This is a genomic window from Pirellulales bacterium (genome assembly GCA_036499395.1).
GTDB lineage: Bacteria > Planctomycetota > Planctomycetia > Pirellulales > JACPPG01 > JACPPG01.
Genome location: DASYDW010000132.1, coordinates 55,700 through 78,386, shown reverse-complemented (window position 1 = coordinate 78,386; position 22,687 = coordinate 55,700). Strand labels below are relative to the sequence as shown.

15 protein-coding genes are annotated in these 22,687 nt (G+C 60.3%); all 15 read right to left on the bottom strand.

Annotation, left to right across the window (positions count from 1 at the left end):
• Position 1: 1 nt before the first annotated feature.
• Positions 2-1,387 carry a DUF1501 domain-containing protein gene (locus VGN12_27245; GenBank protein ID HEY4313179.1) on the bottom strand — a complete coding sequence of 462 codons (1,386 nt, stop codon included), beginning with the start codon at positions 1,385-1,387 and terminating at the stop codon, positions 2-4.
• A gap of 117 nt (positions 1,388-1,504) precedes the next feature.
• Positions 1,505-4,255, bottom strand: coding sequence for a TlpA disulfide reductase family protein (locus VGN12_27240; GenBank protein ID HEY4313178.1), 2,751 nt, complete (start codon positions 4,253-4,255; stop codon positions 1,505-1,507).
• 132 nt (positions 4,256-4,387) lie between these two features.
• On the bottom strand, positions 4,388-5,464 hold the full coding sequence (locus VGN12_27235; GenBank protein HEY4313177.1) for a squalene--hopene cyclase: 1,077 nt from the start codon (positions 5,462-5,464) through the stop codon (positions 4,388-4,390).
• Positions 5,465-5,468: 4 nt separating this feature from the next.
• The gene (locus tag VGN12_27230; protein HEY4313176.1) at positions 5,469-6,383 is read right to left on the bottom strand and encodes a hypothetical protein; all 915 of its coding nucleotides are present in this window, start codon (positions 6,381-6,383) and stop codon (positions 5,469-5,471) included.
• Positions 6,384-6,459: 76 nt separating this feature from the next.
• Positions 6,460-7,191, bottom strand: a complete 732-nt coding sequence (locus VGN12_27225) for a hypothetical protein (protein ID HEY4313175.1) — start codon at positions 7,189-7,191, stop codon at positions 6,460-6,462.
• Between the two features lie 279 nt (positions 7,192-7,470).
• Complete coding sequence (locus VGN12_27220; protein HEY4313174.1) at positions 7,471-8,466, bottom strand: hypothetical protein; 996 nt, start codon at positions 8,464-8,466, stop codon at positions 7,471-7,473.
• Between the two features lie 34 nt (positions 8,467-8,500).
• The gene (locus VGN12_27215; protein HEY4313173.1) at positions 8,501-9,487 is read right to left on the bottom strand and encodes a hypothetical protein; all 987 of its coding nucleotides are present in this window, start codon (positions 9,485-9,487) and stop codon (positions 8,501-8,503) included.
• A 7-nt stretch (positions 9,488-9,494) separates the two neighbouring features.
• On the bottom strand, positions 9,495-12,770 hold the full coding sequence (locus tag VGN12_27210) for a hypothetical protein (protein ID HEY4313172.1): 3,276 nt from the start codon (positions 12,768-12,770) through the stop codon (positions 9,495-9,497).
• 81 nt (positions 12,771-12,851) lie between these two features.
• Positions 12,852-15,050: a hypothetical protein gene (locus tag VGN12_27205; protein ID HEY4313171.1), complete on the bottom strand. Its 2,199-nt coding sequence runs from the start codon at positions 15,048-15,050 to the stop codon at positions 12,852-12,854.
• On the bottom strand, positions 15,047-17,026 hold the full coding sequence (locus VGN12_27200) for a BatA domain-containing protein (GenBank protein HEY4313170.1): 1,980 nt from the start codon (positions 17,024-17,026) through the stop codon (positions 15,047-15,049). Before VGN12_27200 ends, VGN12_27205 begins: the two co-directional genes overlap by 4 nt.
• Positions 17,023-17,934, bottom strand: a complete 912-nt coding sequence (locus VGN12_27195; protein HEY4313169.1) for a DUF58 domain-containing protein — start codon at positions 17,932-17,934, stop codon at positions 17,023-17,025. The genes VGN12_27200 and VGN12_27195 overlap by 4 nt, the downstream gene beginning before the upstream one ends.
• Before the next feature lie 87 nt (positions 17,935-18,021).
• Positions 18,022-19,050 (bottom strand): AAA family ATPase, encoded by a 1,029-nt coding sequence (locus VGN12_27190; GenBank protein ID HEY4313168.1) that lies wholly within the window; start codon positions 19,048-19,050, stop codon positions 18,022-18,024.
• A gap of 306 nt (positions 19,051-19,356) precedes the next feature.
• Positions 19,357-21,510 (bottom strand): hypothetical protein, encoded by a 2,154-nt coding sequence (locus VGN12_27185; protein HEY4313167.1) that lies wholly within the window; start codon positions 21,508-21,510, stop codon positions 19,357-19,359.
• Positions 21,511-21,672: 162 nt separating this feature from the next.
• Entirely contained in the window at positions 21,673-22,341 is a 669-nt protein-coding gene (locus VGN12_27180; protein ID HEY4313166.1) for a DUF1648 domain-containing protein, read from the bottom strand.
• Positions 22,342-22,357: 16 nt separating this feature from the next.
• Positions 22,358-22,672: a metalloregulator ArsR/SmtB family transcription factor gene (locus VGN12_27175; GenBank protein HEY4313165.1), complete on the bottom strand. Its 315-nt coding sequence runs from the start codon at positions 22,670-22,672 to the stop codon at positions 22,358-22,360.
• Positions 22,673-22,687: the final 15 nt, after the last annotated feature.

Here is a 22,687-nt window from a genome sequence, read left to right as displayed (position 1 = left end):
TTTAGGCGCTCGCCACAAGCTCGCGGATCGGTTCCCCCTCGCCCAGAATGGGTATCGGGCGGCCGGAAAAATTCGGAATCGCGACGCGTGCGGCGTCGATGCCCAAATGCCGGTAGAGCGTGGCCAGGAAGTCGTGAACCCCGAAGCGACGTTCGATCACCTCCTCGCCGCGGCGGTCGGTCGCACCGATGACCTGCCCCGTGCGGATATTCCCACCAGCGAACAGCATGCTATTAGCGGCCGGCCAGTGATCGCGGCCCGGCTGCACGACGCCTTGCGCGGCGCTAGCGACGCCTCCGCCGCTGCTGGCCACGTAAGAGATCCTCGGCGTGCGGCCAAACTCTCCGGTCACGACCACCATTACCCGTTCATGGAGCCCGCGCTCGTAAATGTCCTCGATCAGGGCGGTGACCGCCTGATCGAAAACCGGCAACCGGAACGCCAGCGCGTCGAAGACGTGATGATTTACCGCGTGATCGTCCCAGTTTGCCACGCGGCCGCACAACGGGCCGTCGAACGTCGTGGTGATCAATTCGACCCCCGCCTCGACCAGGCGCCGCGCCATCAGGCATTGCTGCCCCCATGCGTTGCGGCCGTATCGATCGCGGATGTGCGGATCTTCCTGGCTGATGTCAAAGGCCTGCTGTGCGTCGGAACTAGTTAACAGGTTCAAGGCCTGAGCCTCGAACGAATCGATCGCCCGCATGCTGCCCGAGCTGTCGATCGTGCGCTTCAAGCGATCGAACGATTCGCGCAGTCCGACACGGTTGCGCAGATTCGTAGCGTCTTCGGCACTGCGCAGCCCGATATTGGGTACCGCGAAATCGGGATGGCTGGGATCGCCTGTGACACGGAATGGTTCGTAACGTGCTCCCAGGTAAGCGGACCCGGCGATCACGAACCCGTCGTAGCTGGATATGCCGTTTACGCCGACAAAATTCGGGATCTTTCTCGTCGGATCGAACCGCAGATAGTTCGCAACGGTGAGAAAATCAGGGAACTCCGGCTTTGGCTTGTCCTGAGGCGAAGGATCGCCCGTCAGTAACTGCAATGATCCGGCCGGATGGCCGCCGCCTGTATGGGCCATCGAACGCAGAATCGTGAACCGATCCGCGATCGCGGCGTGCCGTGGCAGCAACTCGCCCAATCGGAGACCTGGGACCGTCGTTTCGATGGTGCCAAACGGCCCGCGAAAGTCGCTGCTGGCCTCGGGCTTCGGATCGTACGTCTCCAGATGACTGCAGCCGCCGCGAAGCCAAACGAGGATGACAGCCGTTCGTGGCTGCTTTTCGGCGACCGCGGATGATGCGCGCAATCGCATCAGGCCGGGCAGCGAGAGGCTGCCGAGTCCGGTCAGGCCAAAGCGGAGAAATTCGCGTCGCTGCATGGCGGGCATCGGCGTGGGCGGGAGATTGCTGGCTGGGCCCCCATCTTCGCACAATCACGCTGGCTGCTCAAATCGAAGGCCGGAGCGGCCATCTACGTGAACGATAATCTCGCAAAATCAGGGCGATTCGCTCGCCGGTGGCTCCGGGTTCAGCACGTTGCGCAGCGCCGCACGCAACTGCTCCTCGAAATGGTTGCCACCACCGACGAACAGCCGGGCGACGGTGCCGTCGCGCGCCACGATCACCGTTTGCGGGATTGCGGTGGCGCCGTACTGTTCGGCCACGCGTCCCTGCCGATCCAGCGCAACGGGTACTGAGATCTGCAACTGTTCGAGTGCCGTGCGAATCTGCTCGGGCGTCTCTGAGAGATTCACAGCCACGAGCTTTACCCCTTGATCGGCGAATTCGCGCGTTACCTTGTCGACCTGCGGCATCGCCTGCCGGCAGGGTCCACACCACGAAGCCCAGAAATCGAGGACCATAACGCTGTTGCGCTGTTCGGCCAGAACGAAGCGTGGCCCATCAAGCATGTCGAGCTGAAAATCCGGAGCGGCCTTTCCCACGAGCGGCGAATCCAAACCCGTCGCCTCGCCCCCCTCGCCTTCGCCGTCGGGATTGGCGAGTGGCTCCAACGCGGGTGTGAGCTTCCACTGATGAAACACGAGCGCGGCCGCCGCCTCTTCGATCGTGGTGCCAATCAACAATTCGTCGATCGTGCCGACGTCGACGTGGCAGTTACCCAACAGCTCGCTGGTACCTGAGAGGACCGACCCCGCAAAACGCGTGGCGTAAAAGGTCAGTCGATTGCCGTCCCCCTGCAGCGCTTGGACGCGCATGCCGGCCGGAATCTGTCGCTCGACGATTTCTTCGGCACCGTCGGGATGCAGCCAGATGATGCGCGCAATGCCCTTGCGCGGCAGGGTTTTAGTTTCGAGGCGGACCTCGACCTCAAGTTGTTCGCTATTCATCGAAACCAATCGGCAGCGCAAGTAATCGCCGTCGTCGGAACGAATCAAGTGCGTGGGAGGACTGTCACGCTGCATTCGCGGCACGGTCAACAGTCGTTCTTTTTTTTGCTTTACGATCGATGTCGATTTGGCCTCGGGCATCAGCTCGAGAGCTTGCACCTGGTCATGCGCAACGAACGTGGCATCACTAACCGAGGATTGATACGTAATCCCTCGCTCATCAATCGACAGCACCGTGCCGGGAATCGTGTCACCGCAACGTAGATGCAATACCGCTTCGCCGGCTTTGGGTCGCGGTCCGCCCGAGCCTGGCAGCGTATCGAGTTGCTTCTCCTGGCCGGGGGCGGCGACGGCGCGAGCTGCCAGTCCACCGCCACCAGCGAGTGCTACTGCGCCACCACCAGCCGGTGCTGCGCCAGCTTGACGTGCCTGCGCCTTAGCGGGCGATGGTCGATCACGATACACGATTCGACCCTTCACTTCGGGTGCCAGGGGGCTGCCTGTGTTGCAATGCCGTGGTTGCCAAACAAGGCCGCTCGTGTCGCCGTCGGCCCCCTCGATCAGGCAGCCGCGCAAGAGAGTTCCGTCGACCTCCAACCGCCCTTCGCGACTGGGCAGCGGAATCTCCTTTTCCTGTACCTGGTCGGCCGCCTGACCCTCAAGCGCTGTGAGCGCGTAAAGCGCGTCGAGTGGTGCGGCAATCGGCTCGCGAATGCCTGGGCTTTGCAGCCAAACTTTGCCCTGCTCGATTTTCAGCAGTTGTCCGCTGGCACGTGCGCCGGCGATGAACAGGGCGCTGATCGAACGCGCTCCAGGCTCTGCCGCGCTGGCCACGACAATATCCTGGACCTGGGCTTCGGGAATTCGCTTCTCTCCCTCTTCGGACTGCACGACGAACTGCTTTTGAGTAGCGTCGAACGATGCGACCTGGCCGTAGACAATCGTGCCATCGGTCATGTGCAGCCGCGCTTTCTCGGCGGTGATCGCATGCGGCGCCTCGCCGTTCCAGCGTCCCACGCGAAGCCGCTCGAGCCGAATGTCGCCGCTCTTATTGGTGAGCTGCAGACCGCCGAAGATCTGGGGCTTTCCGGTTGCTACGCGCAGGTCCGCGAGCTTTTCGCCAAACGGCGAAAGGACCATCATCCGCCCGTTCTCCTGGTCGACCAGGATTTGCAGGTGAATGCGACCCGCCCCCGGCTCAATTCGCGTTAGCGCGGTCACGTCGGCCTCGCGTTCCGTCTCGCGCCAGGCCACGATTTTGTTGTCCCACACATCGAGGCGAAAGGCCCGCAAGACGGACTTGGGATCGTCGCCGACGCCGAAGGCCAGGTCGAAATCCGGCTTCTTTTGCCACGACAATTCCACCTCGAAGCGGGCGAGCGCCGGTGTGCCGAAATCACGACGAATCACGGCGCCGATCTCGTCCGAAACGAGATGCCCTCGATCCTCGCGCCAGGCCCCGTTGCTGCCTGAGGTTTTCCAACCATCCACGCCGTTGGGCCCCGCAAAGATCAGCTCGATAGCCCGCAATCGATAAAGGCGTCGCAAGATCGAACGTTCGATGTGTAGTTGCCCCAGCCCCGTCGCGTTGACGGTCAGACCATCGGCGGTGAGCTCAACCAACTCTCCGAACAGCGCGTCACCACCGGCGAGTTCAATGCCGTATTCGCCGGCCGGCTGCGGCAATTGTTCGTTGACCGGAAAATGAACCGTGCGGATCGCGGCCAGAGGAATCTCAAGCGGCCTGGCAAAAACGGGCGATTTCCAGAGTAGCCGATCCGTGGCCTGGGAATCCGCCAATTGCCCGGTCAACGAATCCCGATCGTGGAGATGAATCACCGGCTGCCGCGCCGGACCGGGCACTTCCGCTGCGACGGTTGTCGCGGGTGCGAGGCCCATGACGACCATGGCTATGAGAGCAATGAAAAGTCGGGCGCGATTAGAAGTATCGCCTCGTCTCATTTGCAGTGGCATCACGGTCCCGATTTCTCGTTCGATATGCTGCCGTCGTAACTGTCGGTCGATCATGCTCTAGCGCTCGTAAATCGGTAAGAAACGGTAATTCACGGCCAGCGCGAGCATCGATAGCGAAGTGCCGATCGTAGGTCCGAACTGTCCGCGCACGCTGCCGTCGGCGGCCTGCGCGGTTTTCAACTGGCGAACCAGCAACTTGTTCCACTTTTCCCAGGCATCGACATCGCCCTGGAATAAAGCCTGAGCCTGGTAATAGCGTGTATATTCCGGGTATTGATTCGAATTGCTTTCGATGCGTTGCGTAAGGAATTGCAGCGTGGCCTTGAACTGTGGCAGGTCCTTGCGCCGGGCGACGGAATAAACCAGCGTAGCGATCGACACCCGGGCCAGCGACTCGTCGAATCCGCCGAAGCCGCCGGCATAGGCGACCTGCCCCGCGTCAGAGGTCATTTGAGTGTAGTACTTGATGGCCTTTTCGATCGCTTCGTCAGGAATCTCGATGCCGGCGTTGCGTGCGGCCAGTAGGCCGACCAGCACCGCGCCGCTGACCGAGGTATCCGCGTCGCGGCTGTCCGGCGAATACCGCCATCCGCCGACTTGATTCTTGTTTTGCGCCGTCAGCGCGCCGCGTACGGCCAACTCCAAGGCCTGCCCGATCGTGCGGCGATTCGTTTCTGTGCCTGTCCACAGGTTGCGATCATCGACTGTGCCATACGCTTCGGCCAGTGCCAACGTGGCAAAGCCATGATGGTACATGCTATTGCCCATGATGCCGGTCGAGGCGCTTTGCTGGCTGATGATGCTGCGCAACGCCCGGCGCACGCTGTTGGCGTACAAGCCGAAATTGGGATCTTCGCCCGACGCCAGCAGGACCATCAACGCCATGCCAGTGATGCCGGGTCCCTGTTGGCCGCCCCCTTGCCAGTCGCCCGATTCGGTTTGCGATGTCACGAGGTATTGCAGGCCACGGTCGTAGATTTCGCGCACGTCGCGCGGCACCGACTCGCCAATCTTGATCGTCGGGGGCTGGGCCTGTGCCGTTTCCGATTTCGCCGCGATCATTGCCGCCACGGCAACAACCATCACCATGCCGTGAAGGAACCGAACGCGGAATCGGAGGAGATAGTTCGTCATACGATTATTCTTCGATCAGCCGATAATTCTGCGGCAGTTTCTTCGCTTCTTCGATGGCTTGTTCAACGTCGCCGGCCACGATCAACCCCTGCTTGATGAGCAGCGAGCGAGCATTGCGTGCGGTCGAGACTTGTGCCTCGAGCAAATCCGCCTGTCGCTTGTCCAATTGCGCCCGGATCGATGACTCAGGCAACGTTGCCAATTGATATCGAACGTAGGTATCGTCAAGCGGCCCTCGGATCCGCGGTGGTGGCGTTTCCGTCAACAGCAGGTTGATAAGGGCATCGTGCTGATTACCCGTCATGGGCACGACATCCTCGAGCCCCAATAGCGTGGCTTCGATCGCGGTACGATAATGCTCTCGCTGTCGCTCGACGCAATGAGCCTCGTACTTGGCAAGTTGCTCGGCGTTGAGTGAATTGTGCAAAGTCTTGCCGACGAGTGAACTTTCGCCAAACGGACCGGGATTCAGACGCGATTGGAGCGTCTGTCTATCTTCCGACGACTGGGCCAACTCCGCCCGCCCGCCCCGTGCATTGACCAGGCGACGGCGAAGATCCTCGGCGGAATCAATGATGCGTTTAATGTCGGTCGAGGCGGCCAATCGCAACTTGGTGCGTTCCTCCTCGGATATTTGGCAGGTGCGATCGACCATCGCCAAATATAACTCCATGCGCGTAACCAATTGCGTGTGCGCGGCCGCGATACTGGGAAAGCCCGGCAAGATCACCTGGTCGAACGCGTGCGCGGGGCCCGCTGCCATGCGCGGCTCGAAGATCCTTCCCTCGGCGGCAGCCGCCCCGCCTCCACCGCCATTGGCCCCTTGCACAACATCATCGGGCGCGGCACGAACGACCCCGACTAGCAGGGCCGCCGCAATCGGCATCGAGTTCAGCAGTGCAAGGCACGCGTTTGGCATCGTTCGTTTGCGGATTCGTTCTATCCGATTGAGTTCAGTTGAGATTCACCCATCTGGGTATGCCATTACTACGATTCTACTCGAGCCGGTCGCGTAATATGCGAAATACGGTCTCGCTGGTCGGGTTAGTTTTCGCTCGCTCCTCCCACCACGGATCACGTTGCAGACGCATTGAAGAATGCGACAACGCCCCGAGATCAACCTTCTGCAGGCTATTCCAAACCGAGCGTTGGTCGAAGGTGAGCGTCACGAGATGCCCTTCAGGGATGGCAGGAACATAAGGTGACGGATAGGAGAAATGCAGCCATTTCTCCCAATCGGTCACCCAATAGTCGTTGAGCGAATCACGGATCTCGGCCCGTTGCGCCGCGGTGAGATAGAGAATGTCTTCCAGGCGCGACACGATGACGCCGCTCGCGACTCGCTTCCGATTCGCGATCCGGCGCGCGGCCTCGGCGACGTAGCGGTCGCTGACTTCGACAGCCAGATTCTCTTGCACAGTCCGAGCCAGCCCCTCTCGCAGCACCGAGATTGGTGCAACAACTGTCATGATGCGTTGCCGGTTTCTCCGCTGCTGATCTTGCTGTTTGCGCGATTCAGATCCGCGCATGGCGGCATCCTGCAAAGCCAATTCGGCAGCCGCTTTGATTCGCTGGCGATCACGCGCCGATATGTCTCCGCAAATCTGCCGTACGAATGCCAACTCGCCAATCAACACCGGTTGCAGTTCTCGGGCAATTTGCTGCGCGACCGGGTCGTTCAGCGGCAGTTGCAAGTTGCCAATCGGCTCACCCGCTTGAAGGTTCATGTCTGCATTGACCGGGAATACCGGGGCGGCAACCGCTTTAACAGCCGGTTGCCAACCAATGAGCCCGGTTTGTCGCGCTGGCACGGCCACGGCATCGGCAGGCCTGGCTGGCGGTTCGACAGCGAAAAGTTCGCAATCCGACAAGAACCATGCGATGAGCAGAACGGAGAAATAAAATGTGTGGCAGCGCCGACAGCCAGCGTGACTGACACCCACGCAGAAGCTTGGTTTGTGCGAGTAAAGTACCATGGCGCAAATGGCAACGTTGCTGGTCAATGTTCAAGGTGTCAATGGCGTCGCTACTTCGGCCGGCGCGGCATCTTTGGCAGGTGGCGTCAGCTCGGCAGGCGGTGCAACTTCGTAGGGCGCGGCAACTGCGGCCGGCACGATGTTGGTCACCGGGGTCGAGACTGCTGGCGCGTTGGTCTGCCGGCCTTTCTTCTTTTTTGGGGCATCAGCCTCAAGGGGCGAAATCATCCCTTGCTGAATCAACAACATCTTCGTGCCACGGAAATTGCTCAAGTGGTTCGCCAACGCCTCGTATTGCCGTGCGTTAAGCAATGTCTTGAGCGGCGTAACCGGCGAAGTCGAGAACCGATAGAGAACGTAAGTACCGTTGTTGTCGCTGCTGACCAGTGGTGGCAGTGTATCGTCGAGCAGTCGCTGTGCGATCGCCTTGTGCTGTTCGTCCGTCAGCGGCACCACATTCTCCAGATCAACCAGCGCAGCCTCGATCATGGCTTCGTAATACCGACGAGCGCGCTCCTTCTGTGCGGTCTCGTACGCCGTTAGCTGATCAGGGGTGAGGGTCGCTCGAACCATTTTGCCGAGGAGCGAATTCTCTCCTCCCAGGCCGTGCCCCGCCTTGGTCTGCATCGCCTGAATCTCGGGCCAGAATGTGCCAAACGCATTCTGGTCATCCTTGATCTTTTTGAATCGGGTACAGAGTTCTTCTACCGCGTCGAACAGCCGCCTGAGGTCGCCACGCGCGGCCAGCTCCAGCTTTTGCCGTTGATCGTCGGAAAGCGAGCAAACCCGATCCACCGCGTCGAGATGTAACCCTGCCCGAACCGTGGCTTGCTCGTAGGCGGCGGCGATATTCTGACACCCGGGAAAGATAAATTGTTCGAGGTTCCAGTCCTGAACCATGAATTGGTCGTCACCTTCGGACTCTAGATCCAGAACGACTTCATCGTCCGGCGCGGCGCGCGCAGTGATGTTCGGCAGACCTAACGAGGCCAGCACGAGGACTGCTACGAATCGTCGACTGAGCATCGGCATCGTCACAGACAAGCACCTGATGTGTCGTTTATTCGAAGGCCTTCCGCAACATATTCCAGAACGTCGGGCCCATCGGCTTTGGGCCCCCCCACCATTCGACATCGAGTTGCGCCTGCTGGCCGAAGTTTGCAATTCCGAAGTCGACTTTCTGCAACGATGCCCAGACCGACTTCTGGTCGTCGTTCAAACAGGCTACGTGTTGATCGGCAAACTGCGGAACATAGTTACTTTGATAGCTGCTGCCGTGTAGCCAACTCTCCCATTCAGGCCGCCACGCAGTCGAAATCGACGCCGAAATCTCGCGCCGCTGATCGACCGTGAGATAGAGAAACTGATCGAGCCTCGCCATGACGACGAGAAGCGCGGCGCGCTTTTGCCGGGCGAGTCGCGCAGCCTGCTCGACCGCGTAACGATCGGAGATCGTCGGTTCAACCGTTTCCTTGATCGCCTTCGCTAACGACTGACGGATCCGCGTCGTGGGCACGATAGGACGCGGCTGTAACTTCATGCCGAGCCATTGCACCAAGAAATTAGGCTGCTGCTGCATTTGTTGCTGCGCCTGCTGTTGCTGTTCAACTAGCGCCTTCGCAACGTTAGACAGTGCCAGATCGCCTGCGGCTTTGATTTGTTTGCGCTGCTCCATCGGAATATCGCCGCAGATGAGGCGTGCGAAACTCAATTCCGCGTTTAACGTCGGTCGCCACTGCTCGGTGAACTGTTCCAGCAGATTGTTGGGAGCCTGGACGGCAAAGGCGATCACAGGGTTGCCTTGGATGACTAGCTGAGCTCCTTCCTGATCGTCGACGACTTGCAATTCGGCGACGTCGACCGGCATAAGAAAGTTTTCCATCTCGACCGGCTGCGCGTTTGGTTCATCGGCGCAAGCCGTGCGATCTAGAGCCAGGATGGACGTCAGCGACAAAACCAATATCGCCAGTGTCGCAAGCGTGCGGCTGGCGCCTGCGGAACGATGAATTGCATTCCCCGTCGTCACTCGCAACTTATGCATTGCCATGGCCAGGTCACTCCGAGCCTGACTCGCGTTCCAGGCGATTGAAGTATTCATCGAGGCCTGCGCGGAATTCTTCCGGCAGCGAATTTCCCGATTCGCCCGTCGCCTGCGAGACGCCGCGATCTTCACGGACCTCCTTGTCGTTCATTCCGTTGCCGACCAGCGCCAGGGCCGAATCGTTAGTCGTCCCCTGACCGCCGCCGCCGGGCGATGATCCACCACCGCCACCGCCACGCGGATTGATGCGTTTCGAACGAAGCAAGAGTTCGATTGCCTCGGTCTCGGCCGCGATTGCAGGATTCCCCGTCTCGGGCTGATTCAGAATACCGGACGCTTCGTCCATCACTTGTTTCACCCGGCCCAACAAGGCGATCTCGAAGGCAAAATCTTCCTTGGCATTGGGCAGTTCCTTGATCTGCTCGTTCAGTACCCTGACGCGCTCGGCGAGCTTTTCCTGCGTGACCGAGAGCTTGCTGGCGCGCGTCGCAAATTCCTCGGCTGCGATCGCGGGCTTGGCCTGCTCGGCGACGCGCGTCTCTTCGCGCAAATTCACCTCAGCTTCGAGGATCTTCATCGCTTCCAGGATCAACGACGGTGGCAGGCAACCTTTGGACTTGCAACCCGGACATTGGCCGGCGCAGGCCGGATCGACAAGATTATCCGCCCACCGATCCAGCGTGTCCGACCAGAATTCACATTGGGCCATCGACATGCCGGTTTCGAGCCGGACGTCCTCTCCCAATTGGCGCAAGCTACCGACCGCGTCCTGCTCGCGCATTTCATCGAGCACGGTCTTGAAGCGTTGGAACCGGCGACGCTCGAAATACGCTTGCATGTCGTCCATGATCGTTGACACGTTCTGGCTGCTGGCCGCTTCGACATCGGACAACTCGTGCAGGGTCTTAGCAGGACCGTCGACCGCGCGGCCGCGCATTCCGAAGGTATCGCCGAGTTGATCGCCGATTTTTCCTGCAACAACGTACTGCTCGCGCGAGGCGGCCTTCAGTCGCTTGACGAGTGTGCTCCCTTCCAGGTTCGCCAGCACCTTGTTCAATTCTTCGGCGATCTTCTCGAACTCGGCCAACAAGTCCTTCTGCACGACCACGGCTTCGTCGAGCTTCTCTTCCTCGGGAGTTTTCTTTTCCCCCTCTTCTTTGTCTTTCTTGGGAGGTGTGCTGGCAATCGTCGTGACTGGCAATTTCAAGCTGGGGCGCGACGCCTTCTTGCCGGGCTCGTTGGCGTCGTCTTCCTTGGACGCCGGCTGCTGCGACGACTCCGCGTCTACGACCTTCGGAACCATGGGCTGCGGCTTTTGCGGCTCGGGAGCGGCAGCTGGTTTGCCTTGCGGCGTAAGGTGAACGTTTCCGGCCGTCGGCGGCGACTGTGTGGCGGCCTTGGCCAATGTGCCCTGCGCCTGCGCAGACTGCTTCAATAGATCCGCGACGTTCGGCATGCGGTTGGCCGAAATGTCCTTGAGGATTTGCAGCATCTCACCCCACTTTTCTAAGTGGCCCACGCCGAACTCGGGATTCCGCATGGCTTGCCGCACCAGGTCCTCACCGCTGCCGACCAGACCCGTCAATCGCCGGCCGTTGGCACGCTCGGCGGCGGCCTGATTCTCGATTTGGCGGCGCGTCTCAAGCGTGTCGAGCTCCTCGGGCGGCAGCGCTCGCAATTGCTCGTTCGTGTGGTGCAATTGCAATTCGCGATCCCGCACCTCCAGCGATTGGCGATGCCACTTGCTCAACTGCTCGGTAAGCCAGACGTAATGCTGCTCGGCCGACAGCACGTACAAGACAAAAGTCGGAGAGTACACTCGCTCTCGATTCGGCAGATAGTCCTCGGCAAATAAGCGCACCGCGAGAGGTTGTGGTTCGATCTCCAGAGAATCGGCGCAAAACGTACCGGCGACGTCGAGAAATTCCTTGTCGTTGCCGCCCGCGGCCAGCGTCCGCTCTCCTTTCGCCACGTGGGCCGCGGCGTTCTGATCCATTCCTTCCCACTCGATGCCGACGAGCTTGATGCCAAAGTCGTCGATCGTGCGGACTTTGAAAGCCAGTGCTTCCGAAGCCAGCACCACTTTCTGGCGCGGCAAATCATCGCAAGCCAACGACGGCGGATCGTCATCTCGTGCCGTGATGGCAATGTTAAAGGGCTCGCGCCCCGCAAGGCCGAACTCGTCTTGCCATTGGAAGGAGAGCGTGCGCGTCTCGTCGATGTTGACGGGCGCTGTCGTCAGTGATGGGCCCGATGGAGCGGCGGGCTGCTCGTCAACTGTCGCGCTTTTCAGGTCGCGATTGGCCGTAATGGCGAAGGTCGCCGTGCTGCCGCGCACCAGCGTAATCGCGCCACCGCGGACGTCTTTGTTCTGAACTTCAGGCCGGCCGAGGTATACCGGCAGTCTGATCTCGCCCGTCACGGCTGAAAGTTCCGGCCGCAGCATCGGCACCAGCTCGACGGTTTGCCGGGCGTCACCGATGCGCACCTGCAGTGTGTCCGCCGCGATCTGGGACGGCAGCTCAAATTCGTATACGCCGTCACGTAGCTCGGCTTCCACCGCCGGTTGATTTCCGAGTTGCACGGTACCGCGGTCAGGATCCCGGCGCGAATCTTCTCGCAAGCGAACGGGGATCGTCACCGGCTCGCCATGAGGGACAATCAGCGTCGCCGGCAATTCTTCGAGCGCCGTGAACGTATAGCGTGGCACAGGACGCCAGGGTGCGACAAATCGGGCCCAGGCATTCATCGCGGCCGACGGGAACAAGACGAACAGGATGACGGCCATGCCCAGCGGCGCCGCGGCGGCAAAAGCCCAGGCCCGATGGCGCGGATGGGGTACCGCATCGTTGAAATCTCGCTTGGCGGCTTCTTGTGCGACCTGCTGAATCGCCGCTTCGCACAAGGCACGCGAACGATGTTGCTCGAAATCGTTGCGCACCAGCTCGATGACGCCCAACATCTGGTCGCCCATGCTCGGATAGCGCCGGCTCAACAGCCTTGCCAATTGTTGCAACTGCCGCTGCCGCCAAATCCAGCGATGGAAATAAACCGGCACCACACCGCAGGCGGCAATGGCGACGCAAAATGTCACCACGCGGGCCCAGCCCGGCGTGTCGATAAGGCGATCCAGCACAAACAGCGTCAGGTACGAGATAAGGATGCCGAAGATGGCGCCGCCCAGGGCCTCGATCGATTTAACGACCCACACGCGCCGTCGGTAATCGTAAAGCTGCGTTTCCAACGAGCCTGGCAATTCGAGCCTGTTACCTGCCTGGAGCATGCTCATATCGGCCGTGCCTTCCGTAAGAGTCCGTTCTGCCCAAAATTACTTATTGTGTAAATTGCTCTGACCGCCGGGCAATTGTTCTTACACCAACCCAACGGCTTTTCGTCCGATCCAGAAAACTCCCAACAGAGTCACCAACAATCCCATCACCGCCGGATGACACCATAATTGCACGCGACGCACCGAGGCCGGCGGATCGGGTAGTGCCGCCAACGAGGCAACTACCTCGTCCAAGCGGTCGGGACGAATCACTTTGCCGCGCGTGACGCGGGCGATCTCTTCCAACACTTCTGGACGCGCCGCACGGCCGATGCGCTCGACCTGTGTGCCTTGTACGAAGAACGACGCGTCGAGCGTGGCGCCGGTTTGCTGACAGGCGAGTGTGACTTCGTGCTTGCCGGGCTCGTGCGCCGTGTAGCGCGCGGCAAACTGGCCCCATTCATCTCCGGATGACGTAAACCGCACGACTTCCGATTTGCCCGACGGGGCGATGATGCGCGCCGTGACGTCGCCGTGCGTAAGTGGCTCGCCGCTGCGTTCGGCGACATTCGCCGACAGCGCGATCGTTTGCCGGACTTGCGGCTGCTCGGGTGAGTAGTACATCCGCATCGTCTCGCCCTTCGCCATGTTCCGCTGATACGCCATCCAGCGTACCACCTGACCCCAGAACCTGTAATGATACTTGTCTTCTACACCTTTTCTCCAGCGCCAAGCGCCGTCTGTTCCCATGAAAAGCACTTTTCCTGCGCCGAAAGTTCTTGTCACCAAGAGCGGGAGCCGGCCGAATTCGTTGGCCGCATCTTTATGGACGCACAGTACTTCCGAGCCAGCCTTGGCCCGCTTAACGGCCGCGTACCACTGAAAGCCGGGCAGATTCTCCCAGACATCGGTATTGTCATCCTGCGTGTCCGCCAGCTTCGTAAGCAAGCTGCGGCGACCGGTTTCGGTCAGTTCCAGGGTGCTGGCCGTGCGCGAGCCCCAGCCGCCGGGCTGGGCCGGATCGAGAACCACGGGAGACAGATCTCCCAGCTCACTATCAACGAGCGAGTTTTGCCGCCCCTGCCAGCCAGGCATAAAGACCAGGCCGCTGGCCTGATGCTCGACGATCCCTTTCAACAGGCGACAATCTTCGCTCGTAAGTTGCCCCTCCTCAATGCCGACATCCCCGAGAAAAACAACGTCAAACTTCGAAAGCTCATCCAAGCCTTGAGGAAACTGCTTGATGTAATCCTTGTTACCACCGCCGACCTTGTTCAGCCCGGGATGAAATAGCAGGCAAGAAAGCTCCACGCCGGGATCGCGCGATAGTGCATTACGAAGGTAACGGTATTCCCAACGCGGAATCGATTCGACCAGCAGCACCCGCAGCTTTTCCTCGCGAATCGAAATCGGCGCCACCAAACGATTGTTATCCGTCAGCAACTCATCCTCTTGCACGGGCACGTCGATCGCTAGCGTGTAATCACCGACGTTCTTTGGTTTCCAAATCAACCAGTCGCTGGTGCGCCCCATCGGCGCGATGCGCAACTCTTTGGAAACTTCTTCGCCGTCCGAGGTTTTCAGCACGACGGTCGTTATCTGCTCGCGAGGCAGGGTGCTTTCGATCGTAAAGGGGATTCGCACCGACTTGCCGGCAATGCCAAACGTCGGCGCATCGAGCGTCAGGAGTTCGACATCGGGCAATCGCGCGGCACTGCCAACCGGCACGACGAACACCGGCACCTCTTGCAATCGCAGGGCCGTGGCTGCCTGCACCGGAGGCTGCCCTTCGTTCCAATCGCCGTCCGAGGCCAGAACGATGCCGCGCAGGTTGCGATAGCGGTCGATGGACGTCATGAGCGGTTCGTACAGATTCGTACCGTGCGCCGTCTCGGCCGGTGAAATGACCTGCACTTCGACGGCCAGCCGATCGCGCAGGGAATCCCAGAACGTGTTGTCGGCGAGCGGCGCGATCGCCTCGCGCCGTGTCGAGATCGATGTCGGCGATGCAGCCGCACCAGACACGTCCCGCGTGTCCATGCTCGTCGAGGCGTCGCAAAACACGGCAATCGTCGGCTTTTCGTCAGGACGGTACTCTTCGACCCATTCTGGTTGATTGAACAATATCGCCACGAGCATCACCAAGGCCAGCCGCAATAACTCAAGCAACCCGTAGTCGCGCCGATAACCGCTGCGCCGCCAGGCAATGAAACTGAGCACCGATGTGCCCGCCACGACGACAATCGCGGCAAAGACCGACCACGGTAGCCAGAGGAACGTCAAGGAATGGGAAGCGGTCATCGGCCGGCTCCCGCACTTGATGTCGCCTTGGGCAAGCAGAGCGCCGCTTCGAGAACCAGCGCTACGAGCATCGTGCCCAAGAACGCGCGCCAGATTTCCTGCACCAACGAGCCGACATTCCCTGCTTCGTCATCGACGCGCGCGTAGTTCAGACCGTGAAACAGTTCGGCCACACGTTCATCGCTCATGATTTTTGCATCATCCTCAGCCGATGGACGATTTACGGCCAGCAGCCGATCGTGATCGCGATAAACGCCACGCTGATAGGCGGCCTCGGTCGAAAGCCCCTGATCTGTGTCCACAACGCGCGTCCACGACGTTGGGTCTTCGCCGTCGGGCTGTCCGGCATTGAGTTGTCTCACTTGGGCAAGAACGTCGGCTCCCGCCGCTAAGGTGCGCTGTACGAACGCATAGAGCACAACGCCGCTGGTGGCCAACGACGAGTCGACCGGCGAAGGGGTCGTCGCCCAGAAGTAAACGCCACCGCGTTTCGTAGGGGCCCGCGCCAAGAGTCGGGCGCCGCCTCGCAATGTGGCCAAGGTGGTCGCTTCGCCTGTCAGACCACAATAGCGCGACACCTCTAATTGCCCGACCGGCAACGCGGCGCCGCTGAGAGTGCGGGCCAGAACATCCTCGTCGCTGCGCCAGGTTTCTATGGGCACGTGGTCGTTATCCACGACCCACGATTGCCAACGCATGCCGAAGAATTCCTCACTGCCTGGATTCGCCGGTGGGAAGAAAACTATTTGCCCGCCTCGCTCGACGAAGTTTTGCAGCATCGTTGCGGTCGGGCCTGTCGGCAGCGGCGCTTGCCAGATCAACAGCGCCGTTTGGTCCCAATCGACGGTGGAAAGTTGGCCGAAGTCGATCGTTTGACCGCTGCATTCCAGGCCAGGCTCGGGAGCGATCGCGGTGGCAAGCGCCAAAGGTCGTTCAACGCGAGCATCTTCGCAAAGAATCACAGCCCGGCGAGGAGGCGGCTTATCGAATACGAAATAAAAATCATCGTCGGCCGGATTCGAATCCGTCGGGATCGAAACCTTACCCCGGCCACGCTGACGCGAGCGCTCGAGCGGAATCTGATGGTCCTTCAGCTCCGTCACCGGACTCGATAGTTCGACCGGCACCACGGAACGAGCACCTTCGATCTCGAACTGGACTGGCAGCGTGACCTTGTCCGTGGCCCCTTCTTCACGTTGTATCTTCAAGGAGACGAGCAGTTCAGCCCCGTCGTCGTTCTCTTGCCGTCGCACGTCCGTGACGCGCACCGCGACGTTCGCCTTAGCGGTCTGCGGGTAAGCGAGCAAATGAAACCGCACGCCTTGCGGCATTTCGGTAAACGCCTTGCGTAAGGTCGACCAGCGATTGCTCTCCGGCGCCCAGTCGTTGTCACGCAAATCCGAACAGATCCAGATTTCGGTTTGTCCCGTGTGATTCTCTTGGATGTAGCGATAGGCGGCTTGTAGCATGCCCGGCAGATCGGCCGGCGCACTTGTCGGACTCGATTCGGGCGCGCTTTCCAATGCGGACGGCGTAGCCAATTCTCGCGGCTGATCCGTGGCGCTATCGATCAACACCCAGCGGTCCGAGCGCAGCGTTTGCAACGCACGGGCGAGTTGGCCGCGCCCCGTCTCGAGCTTCGACTGTCCCGCCACACCACGCTGCTGCATGCTGGGAGAACGATCCAATAGGATGATCGTCGTATCGGCGCGACCGCCGGCAGCCAGTCCCAACATGCCGCTGGCCAGCGGACGGCTGACGGCCAAGATCAATCCCGCGACCGCTCCCATCCGCGCCAACATGATCAGCCATTGACGCAAGCGCGAATAGCCGCGAGCCATGCGGCGAGCGGCCAGCAGGAACATCATGGCCGCCCACTGAATCGTCTGAAAGCGGCGCTGATTCACCATGTGAATGATGATTGGCAGGGAAATCAGCGGCAGCGCCGCCAAGAGCCACGGTTGCAGAAAGCTCAACGCCGCCCCCTGGCCGCGGCACGGCTTACCAGGAAACGGACGAGAACTTGTTCGTAATCGTCGGCCAGTGAGACGCGTTGATAGTCCACGGCCGATTCGAGCACGACCTGCTTCAGGTCCGCCAGATACTGATGCAGCGCTTTTTGATAACGGTCGACGATGTCGGTCGGCTCAGCAAAAATCGCCGGGCCCCCTTCCATGTCGAGAAAGCGCATGGGCCGCCGAAAGTTGAAGTCGAGTTCCAGCGGATCGAGCAAGTGGAACACCGCCACATCGTGATGGCGAAAGCGCAGATGCTGGAAGCAACTATTGAGAATCGCCGGTTCTACGAATAGGTCCGAAATAATCACTACCAAAGCCCGCTGGCGGATTGTCTCGGCCAGTTCGTGCAGCGTGGCGGCCAATTGCGTATCGCCACGTGGCCGCATCCCTTCGAGCATGTCGAGCACCAGTCGCAGGTGGGCGGCATTGCGTTTGGGGGGCAGGTTGCGAACGATATTCTGCGCTACACAGGCCAGCCCGACCGCATCTCCTTGTTGGCACGCCAGGTAACCAATCGTGCCGGCCAGGCGTCGCGCGTATTCGATCTTCGTGACACCGGTCGAGCCGAAGCCCATCGAGCCTGACGTGTCGATGACGAAGCAACAGCGCAAATTCGTATCGGCCTCGAACTCCTTGACATAAAACCGGTCCGAGCGGCCATAAGCGCGCCAATCGAGCCGGCGCAGATCGTCACCGGGGACGTATTTGCGGTATTCGGCGAACTCGACGCTTGCGCCGCGGTGCGGACTGGCGTGTCGACCCGAGACGTTCCCCTGCATGGGGCGACGCGCAAACAATGGCATGCCCGCCAGACGCGAGAGAACTTGCGCGTCGAGAAAACTGCGCGCTTGACGGTCCGAAAGCATACGCCACCGTGCGGGTGCATTGTGGTCGCACCGACTGGCCCCGTGGGGCTGTAATTATTGCGACTTCACTATTCCGTAATTCGAAATCTACTCGTCGGCCGTCGTTTCTTCGATCAAGCGCCGCACGATATGCTTCGCGTCGAGACCTTCGGCCTGAGCCGCGAACGTCGTGATCACGCGATGCGTCAGTACCGGCAAGGCGACTTCGTGGATATCTTCCAGCCGCACCATGTAACTGCCGTGTAAAGCAGCGCGGGCTTTCGCCCCCAAGATCAAATACTGCACAGCCCGAGGCCCTGCGCCCCAGGCGACGAAGGGCTTGATCCAATCCGGCGCCGCGGTGCCGCGCGGCCGCGTTTTGCGCACCAGGCGCGCCGCGTATTGATAAATATGATCCGGTACCGGCACGCGACGAACTAGCTGCTGATGCTCGATGATTTCGGTCGCCGTCAGGATGTGATCGAGGGTCGGCAGGGCATCGCCCGTCGTGGTTCGTGCAATCAATACCTCTTCGGCTTCCGAAGGATAGTCGAGTTCGACCAGAAACATGAACCGATCGAGCTGTGCCTCGGGAAGTGGGTACGTTCCTTCCTGCTCGACCGGGTTTTGCGTGGCGAGCACGAAGAATGGCGAATCCAATTGAAACGTCTTGCCGACGACCGTTACCTTATGCTCTTGCATCGCTTCGAGCATCGCGGCTTGCGTCTTGGGCGGAGCACGATTGATCTCGTCGGCCAGCACAATGTTGGCAAACACCGGGCCCGACACAAAATGAAATTCACGCCGGCCGTCTGTGCCATCCTGCAGAATGTCAGTACCGGTGATGTCCATCGGCATCAGGTCAGGCGTGAACTGGATGCGGCTGTAGCGCAGCGACATTGTCTCCGCGACCTTGCTCACGAGCAGCGTCTTAGCGAGGCCCGGCACCCCCATCAGCAGACAGTGCCCGCGCGCGAACAGGCAGATCGACAACCGCTCGATCGTATCGTGCTGGCCAATAATGACTCGGCCTAATTCGTCGCGCAGCCGGCGATAGACATCGCGCAGCCGGTCAATGGCTTGGACGTCATTGTCGTCGAGGTTCGACGTGGAGGGGGATTCGGAAAGCTGTGCCATCTCTTTGTTCCGAGGTAGAGGTGCAGCAGTGTCATGACAACCGCGAATTTTACGAACGACTCCGGACCTGCCCCCTTAATGAGTTAATTTCCGGTTGGCGTTCTGCGACTCAATGTGTCGCGAAACGTCGCGGCAGAACCAGCCCTGGATCCCTTATTAGCTGCTGAAGAATCACCATACCACAGGAGCCGTGAGGAGGGAAATTTGCGGGGCAAATGGCATAGAGGGACGGTTTCCCCCCGCCGGCGGAGGACTACTGAAAGCGCCACCAGCCGCGATCGTGCGGCGTGAGCTGCACCGCTGAGCTTATTCCAACCGTGGTCCCTCGCGCCGCAGGTCCTCGCTCTGCGCCTCGGGCATTTCCAGCAATTCCATGGGTGGGCCGTCCAAAGCATTCGCAATATCCGCGTCGGTCAAGCGATAGACCAGGATCGAATAGCCGATTTCGTCGTCTGGCTCGCGCTGGCGCAGGAAACTGGCTAGCCGGCTGAAGCGTGCCGCTTCGTACATCCTGAACATGTCCTGCCACTCGTCCGGTGAAGCAATCGTCGACAATTGCTGTTGCCCCTCGGCCGTGGCCGACAGTTGGCGATAAACATCGACGTTTTTCCGCAGGTTCTGATACCGCGTTTCGAACTCTTCATTCCACCGGCCGGGCATCAGAAGCACGATGCCTGGCAGCACCGTTGCGCTGACGAGATACGTACCGCCGGTCAGCGGCTCGGGAACGTGAGGCTCCCACTTCTCCGGGAACGATGGCAAACGCTTAGCCTGAATTCCGTAGTAGCTCGGCGGTGGTGCACCGTAGAATCCGAAGTACAGCTGCTGCGTATCGCGCGCATCAATCGGATGCGCGTCGAGCCATGCTTTGACACCCTTCAGATCCTGGCTCCAATCGAGCGAACTATCGACCAGGTGCCGGTATCCGTTCCACGGACCACCGACCAAAGGATTGAAGTACGCCAGATAATTCGGCCAAATCCACAGCCCATCGACGACCGACCAAAGCAGGCACACCGCGAGCGCGACGCGCGCAAGCGGGACGAAGCCGCGCCGGCGCACTCGAATCGAAGGTTCAGGGTTTCGCTGCGGCGGGAAGATCCACCAGGCAGCGGCGCCAGCCATGATGAACAGCGCCGGATACGTCGGCAACAAGTGGCGATGCCCAATGTTCAAATGGCTGACCAGCGCAAAGGCCCAATACACAGTAACCAGTGCTACCAGTGGCACTAGCGGGTACAGCCATCCGCCGAAGGACGGCAAGTTCAGAGCTCGCGTCGAATCGGCCAGTTCGGGGGGCGCCACGGCGTTCGACTGTTGCGGAAAACGCCACGCTGCGGCAACGGCCAACGCCAGACATCCCAAAAGCGCCAGCGGCGTCTTGTAAGCGAAACAGTAGGGGAAAAAGCTCAACCAGCCGAAGCGTCGATATTCACCGTTCAAGAATGCACTGCGTGACTCGGAGAAATGCAGCACGTGCGAAAAGCCGTACAGATAACCCTCGGGCAGCAGCCGCCACTCGCGCGCCGCACTCAGTAGCTGATTCGCGATGTTCGATTTTGTTTCTACACCATCCCAGGGAACAGCTACCTCGGCCGGGCCCAGACCGGGGTTAAGCATTTCGTAGCGAAAACCGTACGACGCCCAGATCGTCCCCGCTACGCCTACGATCAGCACGGGAACAAGGCTTGCGAACATGGCAACCTGCCGCAACCGCCCCGAGATCGCACGTCCCGTTCCGAATTCAATTCTCAACGGCGCGGCATTCAACAGCCGCACGGCCACGATCAAGCCACCGATGGGGACGATCATCGGCGCGGCGAATTTCGACAGGAACAATCCGGAGAGCACGAACCAACAAGCCGCCAACGATACGGCCGACACGCGATGCACGAGCCTCCACAAGGCAGCAACAGACGCCGTAAAGAACAATGCGCTGGCCATGTCCGAAGTAATCAGAAAACCATGCGTCAGCATGGTGGGTGAGAACGCGAAGAGCGTCAGACTCAAAAAGCCCGCCAGTAGCCCAAACAACCGTCGCGACCAGGCAAAGACCAACAGGCCCAGTGCGACACCCAGGATGGCCGTCATCGCGCGGCCGTCAAACAACATTCGATCGACGTCGTTGCCGCAGACATAAAAGAACTGCTCCGCAACGTCCCACTGCTTCAGCTCGCGCCAATTCGCGCTTTCGGTGGAAGGGAATTGGTAGCCGGCGAGCCAAACCGGCAGCCCACACAGGCGTTGCGGCCAATTCCCGTTCTCAGGCTGAATTCGATAGTCGTTGAACGCCCAGTAGCTGACACCGCCTGTTAGATGGGCGCCCTCGTCACCGGTCTGCGATTTACGAGTCGAGGCGGTCAGGCCCAATCCGACGTAGCAGGCCAAGAGCGCAGCGACGAACAGCAGCGTCCATTTTCCGCGGTGACCAGCGACTGTGGTTTCCGGCGAAAGGGGCAAGTGGATTTGCTCGGTCCGCAATTCTGATAGGCGATGGCGTCAATCCGAGACGCGTAGCCCCGGCACTCTATTCACTATGCACGTCACCTGACCGACAATCCAGGGGCACCGGCGGCGGACAACCGTTCGACTGCCCTGGCGATGCGTTTGTCGCGAAGAGGATTATTGTGAGGACAGGCCGGCTTGACGCTGTGCCTCGCCGCGAGCCAAGGAGCGCGAATAGACCATGGCCCAAATGACTTCCGCCACGGCTCCGCCCAGCACCATCGTAAATGTTGCCCAAACTGGCAAAAGAAACGCGCTGGCCACGATCGCCACACCGTGCGCCACCATCAGGCGCGCACCCACACGGTTGGTGCGCTCCCAGACGTAATCGCTTTTCAAAGTCCAGAGGGTGCGAACGCCCATGATTGGATTGCGGCGAACCTTGCTCGTCCAATTGCCCAGAACCATGAACAACACGCCCAGGTTGACCAGATTTCCGGTCACGATGTCCTGCGGCTGGTTCCAAAGGACCAGCATCATGACGTGCATAGCCACGAGCATTCCTACAGCAAGTAGGATAATCCTTCCGTACATCTGGCCCGATCGTTCGAGCGCTTCGCCAGTTTTCCCCAGGAATGGCAGAGCGACCATCACTCCGGTTGTGATCGCCAATGTCAGCGGCAGGATGAACGCCAACTCCCAGGGCGATCCATAACGATCGACTTGCCCTTGGAAATTCCAATGTACCGGCACCCGCTGCGGCAAGCGCGCGGCACAGACGGCGCCGAAGAGAAAGTCGCCGATCACCAAGAGCGCCAGACCAATTCCCTGCCATCGCGTGATCATTGGCTGGTTCCCTTTCTCAGTCTTCGCGAGGGCGCACTCGACATGAACTTTGCCTTCCGCGCGATTTGTGCGCTGCGGGAAAGAAGCTCTCCGAGATGAATCGCAACAAATCCTCGACGACGCTGGTATTTAACGTGTATACGACGAACTGCCCTTGCCGCTGGTCGGCGATCAAGTCGGCCGCTTTCAGCGCATTGAGGTGAAAGCTGAGGGCGCTGGGAGCAACGCTGAGCTTACCGGCCAGTTCACCGGCATTCATCGGACCGGCCGATAACGTCGACAGTATTTCGCGGCGTGTCGGATCGGCCAGTGCCTTGAAGACCTCTTTCATGGGGATGTACCTGCG